Source organism: Atopomonas hussainii (genome assembly GCF_900109735.1).
GTDB lineage: Bacteria > Pseudomonadota > Gammaproteobacteria > Pseudomonadales > Pseudomonadaceae > Atopomonas > Atopomonas hussainii.
In genome coordinates this window covers 228,578-247,436 of sequence record NZ_FOAS01000002.1, presented here as the reverse complement: position 1 = coordinate 247,436, position 18,859 = coordinate 228,578, and the positions used below count along the sequence as shown (strand labels likewise).

Sequence of the window (18,859 nt, the reverse complement as noted above, 5' to 3'; positions counted from 1 at the left end):
TTAGGCCTTGCTGTCGCCAGCGAGGAAGAACCACGTCTCCATCACCGAGTCAGGATTCAGCGACACACTGTCGATGCCCTGCTCCATCAGCCACTTAGCCAAATCGGGGTGATCCGATGGGCCTTGGCCGCAAATACCGATGTACTTACCAGCCTTGTTACACGCCTGAATCGCATTGGCCAGCAGCTTCTTCACCGCCGGGTTACGCTCATCGAACAGGTGCGCGACGATGCCCGAGTCACGGTCCAGACCCAAAGTCAGCTGAGTCAGGTCGTTAGAGCCGATCGAGAAGCCATCGAAGAACTCCAAGAACTCTTCGGCCAGCAAGGCGTTGGACGGCAGCTCGCACATCATGATCACGCGCAGATCGTTCTCGCCACGCTTCAGGCCGTTGGTGGCCAGCAGGTCAACCACTTGCTCCGCCTCGCCCAAGGTGCGCACGAACGGCACCATGATCTCGACGTTGGTCAGGCCCATCTCGTTGCGTACTTTCTTCAGTGCACGGCATTCCAGCTCGAAACAGTCACGGAAGCTTTCACTGATGTAACGCGACGCACCGCGGAAGCCCAGCATGGGGTTTTCTTCTTCCGGCTCGTAGAGCTTGCCGCCGATCAGGTTGGCGTATTCGTTGGACTTAAAGTCCGACAGGCGCACGATGACTTTCTTCGACCAGAAGGCTGCCGCCAAGGTGCTGATACCCTCAACCAGCTTCTCAACGTAGAAATCCACCGGCGACGGGTAACCGGCAATGCGGCGCTCGACGCTGGTTTTCACCTCCTGCGGGATGCTGTTGAAGTTCAGCAGAGCCTTAGGATGCACGCCGATCATGCGGTTGATGATGAACTCCAGACGCGCCAAACCGATGCCTTCGTTAGGCAGCTGGGCGAAGTCGAAGGCGCGGTCGGGGTTACCGACGTTCATCATGATTTTGAACGGCAGATCAGGCATGGCATCGACCGAGTCGGTGCGCAGCTCGAAGTTCAGCTGACCGGAATAGATCATGCCGGTGTCGCCTTCGGCACAAGAAACCGTCACTTCTTGGCCGTCTTGCAGCAGCTCAGTGGCGTTACCGCAACCGACCACCGCCGGAATACCCAGCTCACGCGCGATAATTGCCGCGTGGCAAGTACGCCCGCCACGATTGGTGACGATGGCGCTGGCACGCTTCATGATCGGCTCCCAGTCCGGGTCGGTCATGTCGGAGACCAGCACGTCGCCCGGCTGGATTTTGTCCATCTCGGCCAAATCGTGAATCACCTTGACCTTGCCGGCGCCGATGCGCTGGCCAATGGCGCGGCCTTCAACCAGCACAGTGCCTTTTTCTTTCAGCAGGTAGCGTTCCATCACGCTGGCGCTGGCACGGCTTTTCACGGTTTCTGGGCGCGCCTGCACGATGTACAGCTGGCCGTCGTCACCGTCTTTGGCCCACTCGATATCCATCGGGCGGCCGTAGTGGTTTTCAATGATCAGCGCTTGCTTGGCCAGTGCTTCCACTTCGGCATCGGTGATCGAGAAGCGCGCGCGCTCGGCGGCGTCGACGTCGACCACTTTCACCGACTTACCGGCTTTGGCTTCGTCGCCGTAGATCATCTTGATCGCTTTGCTGCCCAAGTTACGGCGCAGAATGGCCGGGCGGCCTTCATTCAAGCCGTGCTTGTGCACATAGAACTCGTCGGGGTTAACCGCGCCTTGCACCACGGTTTCGCCCAAGCCATAGGCCGAGGTGATAAACACCACATCGCGGAAGCCTGATTCGGTATCCAGGGTAAACATCACCCCGGCCATGCCGGTTTCCGAGCGCACCATTTTTTGAATACCGGCGGACAAGGCGACCAACTTGTGATCGAAGCCTTGGTGCACGCGGTAAGCAATGGCGCGGTCGTTAAACAGCGAGGCGAACACTTCTTTTACCGCGCGGATCACGTTATCCACGCCGCGAATGTTCAGGAAGGTTTCTTGCTGACCAGCAAACGAGGCATCGGGCAAATCTTCGGCGGTGGCGGAAGAGCGCACGGCCACGGCCAGATTGCCGTTGGAGCCCGCTAGCTCAGCGAAGGCGCTGCGAATGGCAGCGTCGAGCTGCTCGGGGAACGGTGCATCCATTACCCATTGGCGAATTTCGGCGCCGGTTTTGGTCAGCGCGCTAACGTTATCGACATCCAGAGCATCCAAAGCCGCGTGAATGCGATCATTCAGGCCACTTTGTTCGAGGAAGTCACGGTAAGCCTGCGCAGTGGTGGCAAAACCACCGGGTACGGAAACGCCAGCGTTAGCGAGATTGCTGATCATCTCGCCCAGTGAAGCATTCTTGCCGCCAACGTACTCGACATCATGCACGCCAAGCTTATCGAGGGACACTACGTAATCTGCCAAGGTGATCTCTCCCCTAGGATCTGGAAAAACGGGCCCGGCACGGCCCGGTGGTGAATGTGGCTCATAGCGACAAAATAAGTAACAATGCCGCCCATTCGCTACACGGCGCTTGCGAAAGCGCCGCCTATGATAGCCGAGAATCCTTCTTGTCTTAAGGCCCAAGGCCCATGAAACGCACTGCATTCTTTATTTCAGACGGTACCGGCATCACCGCCGAAGCATTGGGCCAGTCTTTGCTGGCGCAATTTGAGAACATTCGTTTCGACAAACTGACTCGCCCGTACATCGACACCACCGAAAAAGCCCACGCCATCGTGGCGCAAATCAACCGTGCCGCCGAGCAAGACGGCTGCCGGCCGATCATTTTCGATACGGTGGTGAATAAAGAAATCCGCCAAGTCATCACCGAATCCAACGGCTATATGGTGGACATTTTTGCCACCTTCTTATCGCCGCTGGAAGCCGAGCTAGGCGCTGACTCCAGCTACTCAGTAGGCAAATCGCACTCCATCGACAACAACCAAGGCTATAAAGAGCGCATCGACGCGGTGCACTTTGCCATGGACAACGACGATGGCGCGCGTACCCACTTCTACAACAAGGCTGACTTGATTCTGGTCGGCGTGTCGCGCTGCGGCAAAACCCCAACCTGTCTGTATATGGCCTTGCAGTACGGCATTCGCGCGGCCAACTACCCGCTCACCGAAGAAGACATGGAGCGCCTGCAGCTGCCCACCAGCCTTAAGCCGCATAAGCATAAGCTGTTTGGCCTGACCATCGACCCGGATCGCCTAAGCGCCATCCGTAACGAACGCAAGCCCAACAGCCGCTATGCCAGCTTCGACCAGTGCGACTTCGAAGTGCGCGAAGTGGAAGCCATGTTCCGCCGCGAGGGCATTCCGTTTATTAACTCCACACATTTCTCGGTGGAAGAAATCGCCGCCAAGATCCTCGTCGAGATGGGCATCGAGCGCCGCCTCAAGTAACCCTGCCACGGCGCACAATGTCTGTGCGCCGCCTGCTAAAAAGTCTGCGCACGCTGAAGAAAAACCCGCTACGGTTAAGGGCAATCCACGCCCCTACCCTGAGCGTGGGTTTGGAGGCGCACATGGCTTTGATCCAAAAGATTCATCATGTTGCCTATCGCTGCCACGATGCCCAAGCCACCGTGCAATGGTACGTGCAGCATTTGCACATGAACTTCATCCTCGCGATTGCCGAAGACCGCGTGCCGTCCACCGGCCAGGCGGATCCGTACATGCACGTGTTTCTCGATGCTGGCGACGGCAACGTGCTGGCGTTTTTCGAGCTACCGCACAGCCCCAACATGGGCCGCGATACCAATACCCCCGCGTGGGTGCAGCACATCGCTTTTAAAGTGGCCGACCTCGACACCCTGCTCGCCACCAAGGCACGCCTTGAGCAGAGCGGCATAGACGTCATCGGCCCCACCGACCACACCTTGTTTCAGTCGATCTATTTCTTCGACCCTAACGGGCATCGCCTAGAGCTGGCCGCCGAAACGGCTACACCGGCCATGTACCGCGAGCTGGATCGGGTCAAATGGGACATGCTCGACGAATGGGCGCGCACCCGCCGCGCCCCGCAACACGCCAGCTGGATGCACGACGGCAGCGCCAAGGAGAAATTTCAATGAAGCTCGCCAGTTACAAAAGCACCCGCCGTGATGGCGAACTGCGGGTGGTCAGCCGCGACCTGTCGCGCTGCCGCGCCGTACCGAAAATCGCCGACACCTTGCAGCAAGCGCTGGATGACTGGGACAGCTGCCAAAGCGCACTAGAACAGGTGTATGCCGAGCTGAATGCCGGCACAGGCGCCAACGAGCCCTTCGTGCAGAGCGCCTGCCACTCGCCGTTACCGCGCGCCTATCAATGGGCTGACGGCTCGGCGTATTTAAACCATGTTGAGCTGGTGCGCCGCGCGCGGGGCGCGGAAGTGCCGGAGTCCTTCTATCACGACCCGCTGATGTACCAAGGCGGCAGCGATCGCTTTATTGGCCCGCAGGATGCCATTGTCGCCAACCCCGAATACGGCATCGATTTTGAGGCAGAAGTAGCGGTGATCACCGGCGACGTTCAACTTGGCGCCAGCGTGGCCGAGTGCGGCGCATCGATTCGCCTGCTGATGCTGGTCAACGATGTGTCGCTGCGCGGTTTGATTCCTAACGAGTTAGCCAAGGGCTTTGGCTTTTTCCAATCCAAGCCCGCTTCGGCATTTAGCCCAGTGGCGATTACCCCCGATGAGTTAGGCAGCCATTGGCGCGACTTTAAGGTGCACCTGCCGCTGGAGGTACAGCTCAACGAGCAGCCCTTTGGTTGCCCTAATGCCGGGCAAGACATGACCTTTAACTTTGCCGAGCTGGTGGCGCATATCGCCAAGACGCGTGAGCTGGGCGCCGGCTCCATCGTCGGCTCGGGCACTGTCTCGAACAAACAAGGCAATCTGCATGGCTCGTCCATCGCTAATGGCGGCGTCGGTTACTGTTGTTTGGCTGAACTGCGCATGTACGAAACCATCGAAACCGGCCAAGCACAGACGCCCTTTATGCAGCACGGCGATCAGGTGGGCATTGCCATGCACTGTGACGGCGCCGACCTGTTTGGACAAATCCACAACCGAGTCACTGCGCTATGAGCCTGACCCTGTACAGCTACTTTCGTAGCTCCGCGGCGTACCGCGTGCGCATCGCGCTGAACCTCAAGGGCCTGCCCTATGAGGTGATTCCGGTGCATTTAGTCAAAGACGGCGGCCAGCAACATCAAGCAGCGTTCCAAGCGATCAACCCCGCCGAGCTGGTGCCAGCACTCGGCACTGGGCAACAGGTGCTTAATCAGTCGCTGGCCATTATCGAATACTTAGAAGAGCTACAGCCCACACCCGCACTGCTGCCCGGCAACGCGCTTGAGCGCGCACAAATTCGCGCCCTCGCGCTGGATATCGCCTGCGACATCCACCCGCTGAACAACCTGCGCGTACTGCAGTACTTAAGCGGCACCTTACAGGTGAGCGACGACGCCAAAGCCACTTGGTACCACCACTGGATTCGGCAAGGCTTCGACGCCCTTGAGCAACGCCTGAGCCAATCACCAAGCTGCGGGCAGTTTTGTTTTGGCGACACGCCGACCTTGGCCGACTGCTGCCTGGTTCCGCAACTCACCAACGCACGGCGCTTTAACGGCGAGGTGAGCCGCTGGCCCACCTTGACCCGCATCGAGGCTAACGCCATGCAACTCAGCGCTTTTCAACAAGCCGCGCCGGAACAACAAATCGATGCTGAATAAAAAGCCGCTTCGAAGGCGGCTTAGCTTGGAGAACGACTAAAGGCTCTCGTTAAAAAGAATCAGCAGGCACACGCACACTGCCTTCCATCAAGATACGCGCGCTGCGCGACATGATGGCTTTAGTGACCGTCCACTGACCGCCCTCTAACTGCGCCTGCGCACCCACGCGCAAGGTGCCGGACGGATGGCCAAAGCGCACCGCTTCGCGCTCGCCACCACCGGCCGCTTGGTTAACCAAGGTACCGGAGATCGCCGCGGCGGTACCAATGGCCACGGCACAAGTGCCCATCATGGCGTGGTGCAACTTACCCATCGACAGCGCACGCACCAGCAAATCCACCTCAGCCGCCTCAACGGTTTTACCGCTGGAGGCTTGATAGGTTTGCGGCGCGCTGACAAAGGCAATCTTCGGCGTATGCTGACGCTTGGCCGCCTCTTCAGCGCTTTTGATCAAGCCCATGCGCAGCGCACCGGCCACGCGGATGCTTTCCAGCTTGGCCAGCGCTTGCGGGTCGCCGTTAATCGCCTCTTGCAGCTCGGTGCCTTGGTAGCCAATGTCGGCGGCATTCACGAACACGGTAGGAATACCGGCGGTGATCATAGTTGCCGGCAGGCTGCCCAAACCGGGCACGTCCAGCGCATCGACCAAGTTGCCGGTGGGGAACATCGACGCCCCACCCTCGCCTTCGCCTTCATCGGCCGGATCAAGAAACTCCAGCACAATCTCAGCAGCGGGAAAGGTCACGCCGTCCAGCTCAAAATCGCCGGTTTCCTGCACTTCACCATTGGTGATCGGCACATGGGCGATGATGGTTTTGTGGATATTGGCCTGCCAAATACGCACCACGCACACACCGTTATGCGGAATGCGCGCGGCATCCACCAGACCAGCATGAATGGCAAACGCACCCGCGGCGGTCGATAAGTTGCCGCAGTTACCGCTCCAATCGACAAACGCGCTGTCGATAGCCACTTGGCCGTAGAGGTAATCCACATCGTGATCGGGCTGCGTGCTCTTGGACAAAATCACGCACTTGGATGTCGACGACGTGGCGCCGCCCATACCGTCGGTGTGCTTGGCATACGGGTCGGGGCTACCGATCACGCGCATAAACAAACGGTCACGCGCCTCGCCCGGCACTTGCGCGCTGGCGGGCAAGTCTTGCAGGCGAAAGAACACCCCTTTACTGGTACCACCGCGCATATAGGTGGCGGGGATTTTGATTTGTGGCGCAAAGCTCATGGCAAATCCTCAATGAAAACAGCCCCACCCCGCTAAGGGGCAGGGCTTTGGCCTTACGCCTTACCGTCTAAAAAGTCCTGTGCGAAGCGCTGCAGCACGCCGCCGGCTTCGTAGATGGACACTTCTTCGGCGGTATCCAAGCGGCAGGTGACGGGCACTTCGAGGGTTTCGCCGTTCTTGCGATTGATCACCAAGGTCAAGTCGCAACGCGGGGTGCGGGCGCCTTTCACGTCGTAGGTCTCGGTGCCGTCCAGCCCTAAGGTCAGGCGGTTGGTGCCGGGTTTGAACTCCAGCGGCAGCACGCCCATGCCGATCAGGTTGGTGCGGTGAATACGCTCAAAACCTTCGGCGGCAATGGCCTCGACGCCGGCCAAGCGCACGCCTTTGGCGGCCCAGTCACGCGAGCTGCCTTGGCCGTAATCGGCACCGGCGACGATGATCAGCGGCTGCTTGCGGTTCATGTAGGTTTCAATCGCTTCCCACATGCGCATCACGGTGCCTTCTGGCTCCACGCGGGCCAGCGAGCCTTGTTTCACGCTGCCATCGGCGTTACGCACCATTTCGTTAAGCAATTTGGGGTTAGCGAAGGTGGCGCGTTGCGCGGTGAGGTGGTCGCCACGGTGGGTGGCGTAGGAGTTGAAGTCCTCCTCAGGCAGGCCCATTTTCGCCAAGTATTCACCGGCTGCCGAGCTGGCCAGAATGGCGTTAGACGGCGACAGGTGGTCGGTGGTGATGTTGTCACCCAGCACGGCCAACGGGCGCATACCGCTTAAGGTGCGCTCACCGGCCAAGGCGCCTTCCCAATACGGCGGGCGGCGAATGTAGGTACTCATCTCGCGCCAGTCGTACAGCGGGCTCTTGGCCTGCTCGATGGTGCCCAAGTCAAACATGGGGATGTAGATTTCGCGGAACTGCTCAGGCTTCACATGCGCGCCGACAATCGCGTCGATTTCTTCATCGCTGGGCCAGATGTCTTTGAGGCGCACTTCTTGGCCGTCGACCACGCCGAGCACGTCGTTTTCGATATCAAAACGCATGGTGCCGGCAATCGCGTAGGCCACCACCAAAGGCGGCGAGGCCAAGAAGGCCTGCTTGGCGTACGGATGAATACGGCCGTCGAAGTTACGGTTACCGCTGAGCACCGCGGTGGCGTACAAGTCGCGGTCGATGATTTCTTGCTGAATTGCCGGGTCCAGCGCGCCGCTCATGCCGTTACAGGTGGTGCAGGCAAAGGCGACGATGCCGAAGCCGAGCTTTTCCAATTCAGGCAGCAAGCCGGCTTCTTTTAAGTACAGCTCAGCCACTTTCGAGCCCGGTGCGAAAGATGACTTCACCCACGGCTTACGCAGCAAGCCCAGCTTGTTAGCGTTACGCGCCAGCAGCCCCGCCGCCACCACGTTGCGCGGGTTACTGGTGTTGGTGCAGCTGGTGATGGCGGCGATGATCACCGCGCCATCGGGCATCAAGCCTTCGGCCTCTTGCGCCCGCGCGGCGGCCAGATCACCGGCGATGCCTTTGGCTTTCAAGTCAGTCGTCGCCACACGCGCATGCGGGTTAGACGGACCGGCGATATTGCGGCCGACGCTGGACAAGTCAAAGCGCAGCACGCGCTCGTATTCCACCTTACTCAGGCTGTCCGACCAGAAGCCAGCAGTCTTCGCATAGTGCTCAACCAACTCAACCTGCTGCGGCTCGCGGCCGGTGAGCTTTAAGTAGTCGATGGTTTGCTCGTCGATGGAGAACATCGCCGCCGTGGCGCCGTATTCGGGCGTCATGTTGGAGATGGTCGCGCGGTCACCAATGGTCAGGCTCGCCGCGCCCTCGCCGAAGAACTCCAGATACGCGCCGACCACGCGCTCTTTACGCAGGTATTCGGTCAGCGCTAGCACGATATCGGTGGCGGTAATGCCCGGTTGGCGCTTGCCGGTGAGCTCCACACCGACGATATCCGGCAGGCGCATCATCGAGGCGCGGCCGAGCATCACGGTTTCTGCCTCTAGGCCGCCAACACCGACGGAGATCACGCCCAGCGCATCCACGTGCGGGGTGTGGCTGTCGGTGCCCACACAGGTATCGGGGAAGGCCACGCCTTCGCGCACCTGAATCACCGGCGACATTTTCTCCAGATTGATCTGGTGCATGATGCCGTTACCGGCGGGGATCACATCGACGTTTTTGAACGCGGTTTTAGTCCACTCAATAAAGTGGAAGCGGTCTTCGTTGCGGCGCTCTTCAATGGCGCGGTTTTTCGCGAAGGCATCCGGGTCGAAGCCGCCGCACTCAACGGCCAGCGAGTGGTCGACAATCAGTTGGGTCGGCACCACCGGATTAACCTGCGACGGATCGCCGCCTTTCTCGGCGATGGCATCGCGCAGGCCGGCCAAGTCGACCAGCGCGGTTTGGCCGAGAATGTCGTGACAGACCACGCGCGCGGGGTACCAAGGGAAGTCCAAGTCACGCTTGCGCTCGATGATTTGCTCCAGCGACGCGGTGAGCGTGGCAGGGTCGCAGCGGCGCACCAGCTGCTCGGCGAGCACGCGCGAGGTGTACGGCAGGGTGTCGTAAGCGCCGGGGCGGATGGCCTCGACGGCTGCGCGGGTGTCGAAGTAGTCAAGCACGCTGCCGGGCAGGTTCTTGCGGTATTGGCTGTTCATAACGAGTCTCGAATCAGGCAAGTTGCCGAGCGACTGCCGCAGCGCCGCTCGGTCGATTGTTTATTAGCGCTCGGTGATGGCCGGTACAGGGCGCGCATCCGGCCCCACATAGTCGGCACTCGGGCGAATGATGCGGTTGTTGGCGCGCTGCTCGAACACGTGCGCACACCAGCCAGTCACCCGCGAGCAAACGAAGATCGGCGTGAACAACTTGGTCGGAATGCCCATAAAGTGATACGCGCTGGCATGGAAAAAGTCGGCGTTGCAGAACAGCTTCTTCTCGCGCCACATCACCTCTTCACAGCGCACGGATACCGGATACAGCACGGTGTCGCCCACGTCTTGGGCGAGCTTTTCTGACCACTGTTTGATGATGCCGTTACGCGGGTCGGACTCGCTGTAAATAGCGTGACCAAAGCCCATGATTTTGTCTTTGCGCGCCAGCATGGCGAGGATCTCGCGCTCGGCTTCATCGGCCGATTGCCACTGCTCAATCATGTCCATCGCCGCTTCGTTCGCGCCACCATGCAGCGGGCCACGTAGCGAGCCAATCGAGCCGGTCACGCAGCTGTGGATGTCCGACAAGGTCGAAGCGCACACGCGGGCGGTGAAGGTCGAGGCGTTGAATTCGTGCTCGGCGTAGAGAATCAGCGACACGTTCATCACCTTGGCATGCAGGGCACTGGGCTTTTCGCCGCGCAGCATGTGCAGGAAGTGCGAGCCGGTGCTGTCGTCGTCCAGCGCGGTTTCAATGCGCACGCCATCGTGGCTGAAGCGATACCAGTAGCAGATGATCGACGGCAGAATGGCCAGCAAACGATCGGCCTGATCGCCCTGCTCGGCAAAGCTCTGCTCGGTTTCCAGAGTACCCAGCACGGCAATGCCGGCGCGCATCACATCCATCGGGTGCGCATCGGCGGGGATACGCTCGAGCACTTCTTTCAGCGCTTGCGGTAAGGCGCGCAGGGTTTTCAGCTTGCCAACATAGGCGTCTAACTCGGCTTGCGTGGGCAGCTCGCCCTTGAGCAGCAGGTGGGCAACTTCTTCAAAGCTGACCTTCTCGGCCAGCTCGTGAATGTCGTAGCCGCGGTAGGTCAGGCCCGAGCCGGTTTTACCCACCGTACACAGGGCGGTAGAACCGGCTGACTGGCCGCGCAGGCCTGCGCCTGTGAGTTTTTTTGCTTCTGCCATGGTGTTATCTCCTCATCCGGGGCGCAGTTCGTTGCTGCGCGAAAGCCTAGGAAGGCACTTATTTAATGCCTGCACGTCTCAATCACTACGTTGTGCGGTGCTCACAACCTCGCCTACCACGCGGTATGTCTCGGCTGCTGCGCTCCGTACGCCTTGTGCTTAAGCCGTTCGCCGATTAAATCAGCGTCTTCCTTGTTATTTGTTTTTGCCTTGCGCAAACAGCGCGTCGAGCTTCTGCTCGAAGCTGTGGTAATCGAGGAAGTCGTACAGATCCATGCGCGTTTGCATCAGATCCACCACATCCTTTTGATCACCCTTGGCGAGAATGTTTTCGTAGACCGCCAGCGCCGCTTTGTTCATGGCGCGGAAGGCCGACAGCGGGTACAGCACCATGGTGGCGCCGTGCTCGCCGAGTTCCTGTTTGTTAAACAGCGGCGTAGCGCCGAACTCGGTGATATTGGCTAGCAAGTGGGCGCCGCCGATGCCATCGGCAAACGCGCGGTAGTCTTCGAGGGTGTGCACGGCTTCGGCGAAGATGCCGTCGGCACCGGCTTCCAAACAGGCGCGGGCACGCTCCACGGCGGCCTCAAGACCATCCTTTTGAAAAGCATCGGTACGTGCGATCACAAAGAAGCTGTCATCGGTCTTGGCATCGACCGCAGCCTTAACCCGATCAACCATTTCTTCTTGGCTAACGATTTCTTTATTCGGGCGATGACCGCAGCGCTTTTGCGCCACTTGGTCTTCGATATGCACGGCGGCAGCGCCGGCGCGGATCATTTCTTTCACGGTGCGGGCAATGTTGAAAGCGCCGCCCCAGCCGGTATCGATATCCACCAGCAGCGGGGTGTCCACGGCGGCGGTGATGCGGCGCACGTCTTCCAGCACATCGTTCATGCTGGTCATGCCCAAGTCCGGCAGGCCGTAAGAGGCATTCGCCACGCCGCCACCGGAGAGGTAAATCGCCTGATGGCCCACGCGCTTGGCCATCATCGCCGCGTAAGCATTGATGGTGCCGACGATTTGCAGCGGTTTGTTGTCTTGCAGGGCCTGACGAAAACGCTGGCCAGCGGTCATGTGACTCATGCTTTGCTCCTTGATTTGCGCGCTGGTGTGGCTGGCTGGGCTAGCTCTGCCAAACGCTGTTCAACATTGCGCTGCGAGCCGCGAATATGGCGGCGCATCAGCAGTTCGGCGAGTTCGCCATCGCGATCGGCAATGGCGTCGAGAATGCGGTGGTGCTCGGCAAACGCCTGCCGCGGGCGATTGGGCGTGGTCGAGAAACGGTAGCGGTACATGCGCACCAAGTGGTACAGCTCGCCACACAAGAGATCAGTGAGCATCTGATTGCCACTGCCTTGGATGATTCGATAGTGAAAGTCGAAGTCGCCTTCTTGCTGGTAGTAAGCCACGCCGCTTTGCAGCTCTTCGCTGCGTTCGTGGGCTTCCAGCACGCGGCGCAGTTCGTCCACCTCGGCGCGACTCATGCGCTCGGCCGCCATGCGGCAGGCCATGCCTTCCAGCGCTTGGCGCACCTCATAGAGTTCGATCAGTTCTTCTAAGCTCAGCGATACCACCCGGGCGCCGGCATGCGGGGTGCGCACCAGCAGCTTACGCCCCTCTAAGCGGCGCATGGCCTCACGCAGGGGACCACGACTGACGCCGTATTGACGGGCTAATTCTGGCTCAGACACTTTGCTACCCGGCGCCAGTTCACCTTTAACAATGGCGTTCTGGATCTGCTGAAACACTTGCTCGGCTAACGTAGCCGATGACTCGAAGGCGTCGCTCATAAGCCACCAATTGTCGACAATGACCACAAAATACTCGGCAAAACACCCTTAGCACAAGCTAAAAACCAGCCGATTGTCGACAGAATAGCTATGACTTTAGTCCAAAACTGCCCAGCAAAACATTCCGCAAACGCGCGCCGTGACTATGGTGAACACCGCTCGCATGCTACTATCTAGGGGTTTTGGGTCGTTGGCGAAGCGCCCAGTTGCGCTTCTCGCAGTGCCCACCCATTCCACTTTTCATCATTGATAGGAACCATGAGACGCGCTGCTTCTGCCCTTCTCTGTCTTTGCTTGGCTGCACCGTTAGTCGCAGCAGAGAAAACCATTTACGGCCTCAACGAATACGTTGGCCTTCCCAACCTTGACCTACAGGTAGCCGCTAAGCTGGATACCGGGGCCAAGACTGCCTCGCTGAGCGCGACGGATATCGAGCGCTTTAAACGCGATGGCGAAACTTGGGTACGTTTCTACCTGGCCATCGACGATGCCCACGAACACCCTATCGAGATGCCGCTTTCACGCATCAGCAAAATCAAACGCCGCTCAGGCGACTACAATAGCGAAGACGAAGACGCCAAGAGCTACACCAAACGTCCAGTAATTGAGCTGGATATGTGTATGGGCGGCCAGATGCGCTTAATTGAAGTGAACCTGACCGACCGTTCCAGTTTTCAGTACCCGTTGTTGATCGGCTCCGAAGCCCTGAAGCATTTCGGCGCCCTGGTTGACCCTAGTCTGAAATATTCCGCCGGCAAACCTGCCTGCGTAGCCCAAAACTAAAAGCGAGCCGAGAAAAACACGCCATGCGCTCAACCAATACACACCTGAAATTTATGGTGGCTTTGCTGGTCTCTTTAGGCCTTGCGATCACTGCCTACCAAATCTTCGTGATTGGTATTCCCGTCACCGAAGATGCCACCGACAACTTGTGGACAGTGGATGCCAAAGTCGAGTTTCAGGCCCAGTCTGGCAAACCGGTCAAGGTAAACATGTTTGTACCGCCGATGACCGACAACTATGTCAGCCTGAACGAGAGCTTCATCTCCAACAATTACGGCGTTAGCGTGCAGCGTGATAACGGCAACCGCAGCCTGACGTGGTCGGCCCGCCGCGCCAAAGGCAAGCAGACGCTGTATTACCGTTTAGTGCTGTCCAAGCGCTATGGCGGCGAAGCACCGAAAGCCAAAGGCTCGATCTACCGCGAGTCTCTGCCGCTAGAAGGCCCAGAGAAGATCGCCGCCGAAGCGTTGCTGTCGCCGATTCGTCAACACTCGGCTGACGTGGAAACCTTCATCAGCGAAACCATTCGCCGGGTAAACCGCCCGGGTGACGACAACGTTGCCCTGCTGCTAGCCGGCGATAACAGCGTTGAGAAAAAAGTTCAGGTCATTGATCTGCTGCTGTCGGTTGCACACATCCCCATGGAGCGTGTGCGCACCATCAAGCTGGTGGAAATCAACAGCCAAGAGCCTGAGCTGTGGCTGCGCAGCTTCAACGGCGAGAAGTGGTTGTACTTCCACCCAGAAAGCGGCCAACAAGGCCTGCCGGCTGACCGCCTGATCTGGTGGTTAGGCGAAGGCGAACTGGTCAGCATCGAAGGCGGTAAAAAGCCCAGCGTGACCTTCAGCCTGAACAGTAACGAGCTGAACGCGATTCGCGTAGCGAAGATGTCGGATGAAAAAACCGACGCCTCGTTCCTCGACTACTCGCTGTACGGCCTGCCGCTGTCTACCCAGCAGACCTACAAGATCATGATCATGATCCCGATCGGCGTGCTGGTGATTCTGGTGCTGCGCAACCTGATCGGCATTCAGACCCTGGGTACGTTTACCCCGGTACTGATCGCCCTGGCCTTCCGTGAAACCCAAGTGGGCTTCGGCATCATTCTGTTCACTGTGATCACCGCTCTGGGCCTGTCGCTGCGCTCTTACTTGGAGCATTTGAAGCTACAAATGCTGCCGCGCTTGTCGATTGTATTGACCTTCGTGGTGGTGCTGATCGCCATCATCAGCCTGTTCAGCCATAAGCTGGGCTTGGAGCGAGGCCTGGCCATTGCGCTGTTCCCGATGGTGATTTTGACCATGACCATTGAGCGTCTGTCGATCACTTGGGAAGAGCGCGGCGGCGCGCAAACCTTCAAGATTGCCGTGGGCACCGCGATTGCTGCCTCGCTGGCACACCTGCTGATGACCATCCCTGAGCTGGTGTACTTCGTGTTCACCTTCCCGGGCGTACTGCTGGTGCTGGTGGGCTTCATGCTGGCCATGGGTCGCTACCGCGGCTACCGCCTGACTGAGCTGTTCCGCTTTAAAGCCATGCTCAAGGACAGCTAAGCCATGCTGAACCTGATCAAAACGTGGAAGGCGCTGTCTGCCCAGGGGATCATGGGCATCAACCGGCGTAACGCAGACTACGTACTGAAGTACAACAAGCGGCACCTGTACCCGGTGGTGGATGACAAGATCCTCACCAAAGAGCGGGCCATTGCCGCCGGCATTGATGTGCCAGAGCTGTACGGCATTATCGAAACTGAAAAGGAAGTCGATAAGCTGCCGGGCATCTTGGCCAAGCACAAAGATTTCGTCATCAAGCCGGCGCAAGGCGCCGGCGGTGACGGCATCATCGTGATTGCCGACCGTTACGAAGGTCGTTACAAAACCGTTTCCGGCAAGATCATCAGCCACGAAGAAATCGAGCACCATATCTCGAGCATTCTGTCCGGGCTGTACTCACTGGGCGGCCACCGTGACCGCGTATTGATCGAATACCGCGTCACGCCCGACCCGATCTTCAAGGGCATTAGCTACGAAGGTGTCCCGGATATCCGCATCATCGTGCTCATGGGCTACCCGGTGATGGCCATGCTGCGTTTGCCAACCCGCCAATCCAGCGGCAAGGCCAACTTGCACCAAGGCGCCATTGGCGTGGGCGTTGACCTGGCCACCGGCCTGACCCTAAAGGGCACTTGGCTAAACAACAAGATCACCAAACACCCCGACACCGCGCAGGAAGTTGAAGGCGTGCAGTTGCCCGACTGGGATGGTTTTATGAAGCTGGCCGCCGGCTGCTATGAGCTGTCCGGCTTGGGCTACATCGGCGTGGACATGGTGCTTGACCAAGAAAAAGGCCCGTTGATTCTGGAACTTAACGCCCGTCCGGGCTTGAACATTCAGATCGCCAACGACGCCGGCCTCACCAAGCGTACCCACGCGGTTGAGGCTCGCATCGCCGAGCTGAAGAAAAAGGGCATCGAAGAGACGCCAGAAGAACGCGTGCGCTTCGCCCAAGAGATGTTTGGTCACACCGCGCGGCAAACGCCGTCAGCGTGATCTAAACCACTCTAACCGCTCTACAAGAAGGCCGCAGCTCACCACTTGCGGCCTTCTTGTTAGTAGCGTTCAGCAGCACGCCTTTAGCCACGCACACACGCCCGCCCTTCCGCTTTGGCCTGATACAGCAAAGCATCTGCACGATTAAACACCTGCGCTAAGCTCTCGCCACTTTGCCAAGCCACCACAGCAAAGCTGGCCGTCACTTTGCCCACACGCGGCAAACGGGCCTCTTCACACAAGGCAAGCAGATCGTCGGCCAATTGCCGCGCCGCGCTTAAATCGGTTTGTGGCAGAAGTACGGCAAACTCTTCACCGCCCAAGCGACACAGATAGTCCGATTGGCGTAAGCGCGCGCTAAATTGCTCAACAAATTGCTGCAGCACACGATCGCCCCACTCGTGGCCATAGCGATCATTGATGGCCTTGAAGTGGTCGATATCCCACATCAGTAGCGACAGCGGAGTGCGATAACGCTCGGCACGATGGATCTCCAAGCGCCCTTGCTCATCAAAAAAGCGCCGGTTGAAGGCTTTGGTCAGCGGGTCGGTGATGGTCAGCTGACGTAACTCGGCTTCTAGCTTCTTCTGCACGCTGACATCGGTTAAATAGCCGTACCAGATAAAACTGCCATCGCGGCGCGATTCGGTGCGCGCTTCGCCCCGCACCCAGAGCACCTCGCCGGCGTGGGTAAGAATTCGAAACTCATCGTGCCAAGCGCTCGCGCGTTGCTCATAGGTTTGCCGAATGCTGGCTTGTACACGCACTTTGTCGTCACGGTGAATGCGGGTGAATAAGCTTGCCGCCTCCAAGGGGCCGTGCGCTGGGTCTAGATCGAGCAGCTTGTAGGCGCCGTCGCTGATAAAGACAAACTCGACGCTGCCTTCTAAGTCCATCCGGTATTGAAACAGCGCACCGGGCACCTGTGATGCCAGTTTGCGCAAACGCTCGTCATGGGCCTTGAGCTGGCGCTGCACCTCGCGCCGCTCGGTCACATCCACGGCAATACCTAAAAAGCCGGTTAAGCCGCCTTGGTGGTTGCGAATAGCGGTAATTCGCAGGCTGATATCGCGCCACTGCCCGTTCTTATGCCGCATGCGCCAATCGCGGGCCTCTACCTCGCCCAAACGGACCTGCGCGACCAAAGCAGCAAAGCCTTCGTAATGCCCCAAACCACGCGCCTGCAAGTCTTCGCTCATGGCTTTGATCTGCAACGGATCATGCAACAGCAGCGGGGTTTCACGGTTCACCACATCATTGGCTTGATAGCCAAACAGGCGCTCTGCTCCGGCGTTAAACAGGGTGAAACGACCGTGAATATCGGTGGCCATAATGGCCACTTCGGTGGCCGCATCGAGCACCGATTGCAGGTAGCGCTGGCTGTCTTCGGCGCGGCGCTGAATACTCTTTAAGCCGTCGATCTCGGTTTGCGTGCCAATCATGCGCAGTGCGCGGCCCTGCTCATTACGGCTGATCACTTGGCCGCGATCCATCACCCACAAATATTCGCCGGCATGGTTTTGCAGGCGGTACTCCATCATTAAGGTGTTGGTTTCGCCACGCACATGCTGACGCACACACGCCTGACAGCGTTCGCGGTCGTCCTCATGCACACGCATTAGCCAGTCTTCTTCACGAGTGCCGAACTCACTGGCGGTATACCCCAAACGCCCCAGATAGCGGTCGCAGAACGACAGCACATGGGCGCTTAGGTCCCACTCCCAAATACCGTCGCCGGCGCTATCCAGTGCGGCACGCCAGCGGGCCTCTAAGCCGGCCACTTGCGCACTGCGCAGCTCTAGCTCTTGGGTACGCGAACGCACCAGCGACATAGCCGTAAAGCGCTGATTACTCAGCACCCAAACCAACAGCGTGGTCATCAAGGTTAAGAGCGCGCCCAGCCAAGGCACCCACACCACGCGAGCATCTTGGTAAGTTGCAACAAAGCTCGGCAGGGCTTCGATACTCACATCCAACTGGCGATCGGCCAGAGGCACCATGCTGTGCACTTGCCCCAGTTCCGACAGAGCCTTAGGCAAAGGCTGCGGATAACTAGCCAATAGCGGGGCGTTAGCCTGCTGGGCGTCTTTAACCCCGACCGTGAGGCCGTTAAAGGTTTCATCATTGAGCAGGCGGCGCAGCACGCTTTGCAGCGACACGGTCATGATCAAGAAGCCACGCAGCTGCTGGCGGCGCGCCTGCAAGTTTTCCGGCACTTTACCGCCGAAGTACACCGGGCTGACCAACAACTGCGCTTGCGCCTGCTTATCTAAACCAACCAACGACAGCAGATTACTCAAGGCCGGTTCGCCACTGTCACGCGCGCGCTTTAGTAGCGCATACAGCACAGGGTGCGACGCCATGTTGAAGCCCATGGCCGCATTGTCGTAGTTCAGCGAGCTGATATAGGTCAGCGGGAAATATTCATCGCGCGGAGCTGCCGGCGACCATTGATTGTCTTGGTTCAGATCAAGAATCTGGTAACCACGCAGACCCTCATCGCGCTGGGTCTGCTCGTGGCTATCACGCTGTATGTGGCCCACCCGTGGCGCCCACGCGATACCGACAATGTGCTCTAGGGCGTGATGGTTAAAACCGGCAAACTCGCGGCGACTGACTTCATCACTAAAGCTGAAAAAGCGCTGCAAGCCACGCATTTCTGTGGCCAATGCACGCACTTGCGTGGCGATTAAGGCCATGCGTTCACCACCAAGCAGCTGCAGGCGGCTTTTCAATTGTTCTTGGTTGGTTTGCAGCATGGCGCGGGTTGCCAACACGCTCAGCAACGCGCCTAACAGCAGCACAACCAGACTAACCCCCCAACGCTGCCACAGCGCCGCGCCCTTCACATTCAACACGCCACCCCTATCTGCCTTCCTGCAGCCAGCTCAGCTTTGCGCACCGTTACCCTGTCGGCGGCAAATCCAGCAATTACCTTTACAGAGCATAAGCAGCCCTATGGCGGCTGGCC

Annotated in this window: 14 protein-coding genes; 7 read left to right on the top strand and 7 right to left on the bottom strand. The window is 58.9% G+C overall.

The window, feature by feature from the left end; genetic code table 11:
- Positions 1 to 2,373 carry a phosphoenolpyruvate synthase gene (gene ppsA, locus BMX80_RS02800; protein ID WP_074864836.1) on the bottom strand — a complete coding sequence of 791 codons (2,373 nt, stop codon included), beginning with the start codon at positions 2,371 to 2,373 and terminating at the stop codon, positions 1 to 3.
- A 167-nt stretch (positions 2,374 to 2,540) separates the two neighbouring features.
- On the opposite strand from ppsA, the gene ppsR reads away from it, so the two are divergent.
- From ppsR to maiA, 4 genes are all read left to right on the top strand, one after another.
- Entirely contained in the window at positions 2,541 to 3,359 is an 819-nt protein-coding gene (gene ppsR, locus BMX80_RS02795) for a posphoenolpyruvate synthetase regulatory kinase/phosphorylase PpsR (RefSeq protein WP_071871133.1), read from the top strand.
- 122 nt (positions 3,360 to 3,481) lie between these two features.
- The gene (locus BMX80_RS02790) at positions 3,482 to 4,030 is read left to right on the top strand and encodes a VOC family protein (RefSeq protein WP_074864834.1); all 549 of its coding nucleotides are present in this window, start codon (positions 3,482 to 3,484) and stop codon (positions 4,028 to 4,030) included.
- Complete coding sequence (locus tag BMX80_RS02785) at positions 4,027 to 5,028, top strand: fumarylacetoacetate hydrolase family protein (RefSeq protein WP_074864832.1); 1,002 nt, start codon at positions 4,027 to 4,029, stop codon at positions 5,026 to 5,028. Before BMX80_RS02790 ends, BMX80_RS02785 begins: the two co-directional genes overlap by 4 nt.
- On the top strand, positions 5,025 to 5,675 hold the full coding sequence (gene maiA / locus BMX80_RS02780) for a maleylacetoacetate isomerase (protein WP_074864829.1): 651 nt from the start codon (positions 5,025 to 5,027) through the stop codon (positions 5,673 to 5,675). The genes BMX80_RS02785 and maiA overlap by 4 nt, the downstream gene beginning before the upstream one ends.
- 49 nt (positions 5,676 to 5,724) lie before the next feature.
- Here the strand turns inward: maiA and prpF are convergent, their stop codons facing one another.
- From prpF to BMX80_RS02755, 5 genes are all read right to left on the bottom strand, one after another.
- Positions 5,725 to 6,918: a 2-methylaconitate cis-trans isomerase PrpF gene (prpF, locus tag BMX80_RS02775; RefSeq protein ID WP_074864825.1), complete on the bottom strand. Its 1,194-nt coding sequence runs from the start codon at positions 6,916 to 6,918 to the stop codon at positions 5,725 to 5,727.
- A 53-nt stretch (positions 6,919 to 6,971) separates the two neighbouring features.
- Positions 6,972 to 9,572, bottom strand: coding sequence for a Fe/S-dependent 2-methylisocitrate dehydratase AcnD (gene acnD / locus BMX80_RS02770; RefSeq protein WP_074864821.1), 2,601 nt, complete (start codon positions 9,570 to 9,572; stop codon positions 6,972 to 6,974).
- Positions 9,573 to 9,635: 63 nt separating this feature from the next.
- Positions 9,636 to 10,763, bottom strand: a complete 1,128-nt coding sequence (prpC, locus tag BMX80_RS02765) for a bifunctional 2-methylcitrate synthase/citrate synthase (protein WP_074864819.1) — start codon at positions 10,761 to 10,763, stop codon at positions 9,636 to 9,638.
- A gap of 195 nt (positions 10,764 to 10,958) precedes the next feature.
- The gene (prpB, locus tag BMX80_RS02760) at positions 10,959 to 11,849 is read right to left on the bottom strand and encodes a methylisocitrate lyase (RefSeq protein ID WP_071871126.1); all 891 of its coding nucleotides are present in this window, start codon (positions 11,847 to 11,849) and stop codon (positions 10,959 to 10,961) included.
- A complete protein-coding gene (locus BMX80_RS02755) occupies positions 11,846 to 12,556 on the bottom strand; it encodes a GntR family transcriptional regulator (protein WP_074864816.1) in 711 nt (236 codons plus the stop codon). Before BMX80_RS02755 ends, prpB begins: the two co-directional genes overlap by 4 nt.
- Positions 12,557 to 12,814: 258 nt before the next feature.
- Between BMX80_RS02755 and rloA the strand changes: the two genes are divergently transcribed.
- From rloA to BMX80_RS02740, 3 genes are read left to right on the top strand one after another with little or no spacing between them, the layout of a single operon-like run.
- Positions 12,815 to 13,339 (top strand): retropepsin-like aspartic peptidase RloA, encoded by a 525-nt coding sequence (gene rloA, locus BMX80_RS02750; RefSeq protein WP_074864813.1) that lies wholly within the window; start codon positions 12,815 to 12,817, stop codon positions 13,337 to 13,339.
- 23 nt (positions 13,340 to 13,362) lie between these two features.
- Positions 13,363 to 14,892, top strand: coding sequence for an osmotic stress tolerance membrane protein RloB (gene rloB / locus BMX80_RS02745; RefSeq protein ID WP_074864811.1), 1,530 nt, complete (start codon positions 13,363 to 13,365; stop codon positions 14,890 to 14,892).
- A gap of 6 nt (positions 14,893 to 14,898) precedes the next feature.
- Positions 14,899 to 15,888 (top strand): alpha-L-glutamate ligase-like protein, encoded by a 990-nt coding sequence (locus BMX80_RS02740; protein ID WP_139214004.1) that lies wholly within the window; start codon positions 14,899 to 14,901, stop codon positions 15,886 to 15,888.
- A gap of 83 nt (positions 15,889 to 15,971) precedes the next feature.
- Here the strand turns inward: BMX80_RS02740 and BMX80_RS02735 are convergent, their stop codons facing one another.
- Positions 15,972 to 18,746: a sensor domain-containing diguanylate cyclase gene (locus tag BMX80_RS02735; protein ID WP_074864805.1), complete on the bottom strand. Its 2,775-nt coding sequence runs from the start codon at positions 18,744 to 18,746 to the stop codon at positions 15,972 to 15,974.
- Positions 18,747 to 18,859: the final 113 nt, after the last annotated feature.

What these genes read in the sequence shown, in the direction of transcription:
- prpC (WP_074864819.1), bottom strand. Translation starts at nt 10,763, where the DNA reads ATGGCAGAAGCAAAAAAACTCACAGGCGCAGGCCTGCGCGGCCAGTCA.
- acnD (WP_074864821.1), bottom strand. Translation starts at nt 9,572, where the DNA reads ATGAACAGCCAATACCGCAAGAACCTGCCCGGCAGCGTGCTTGACTAC.
- BMX80_RS02785 (WP_074864832.1), top strand. Translation starts at nt 4,027, where the DNA reads ATGAAGCTCGCCAGTTACAAAAGCACCCGCCGTGATGGCGAACTGCGG.
- ppsR (WP_071871133.1), top strand. Translation starts at nt 2,541, where the DNA reads ATGAAACGCACTGCATTCTTTATTTCAGACGGTACCGGCATCACCGCC.
- rloB (WP_074864811.1), top strand. Translation starts at nt 13,363, where the DNA reads ATGCGCTCAACCAATACACACCTGAAATTTATGGTGGCTTTGCTGGTC.
- maiA (WP_074864829.1), top strand. Translation starts at nt 5,025, where the DNA reads ATGAGCCTGACCCTGTACAGCTACTTTCGTAGCTCCGCGGCGTACCGC.
- BMX80_RS02790 (WP_074864834.1), top strand. Translation starts at nt 3,482, where the DNA reads ATGGCTTTGATCCAAAAGATTCATCATGTTGCCTATCGCTGCCACGAT.
- prpB (WP_071871126.1), bottom strand. Translation starts at nt 11,849, where the DNA reads ATGAGTCACATGACCGCTGGCCAGCGTTTTCGTCAGGCCCTGCAAGAC.
- prpF (WP_074864825.1), bottom strand. Translation starts at nt 6,918, where the DNA reads ATGAGCTTTGCGCCACAAATCAAAATCCCCGCCACCTATATGCGCGGT.
- rloA (WP_074864813.1), top strand. Translation starts at nt 12,815, where the DNA reads ATGAGACGCGCTGCTTCTGCCCTTCTCTGTCTTTGCTTGGCTGCACCG.
- BMX80_RS02755 (WP_074864816.1), bottom strand. Translation starts at nt 12,556, where the DNA reads ATGAGCGACGCCTTCGAGTCATCGGCTACGTTAGCCGAGCAAGTGTTT.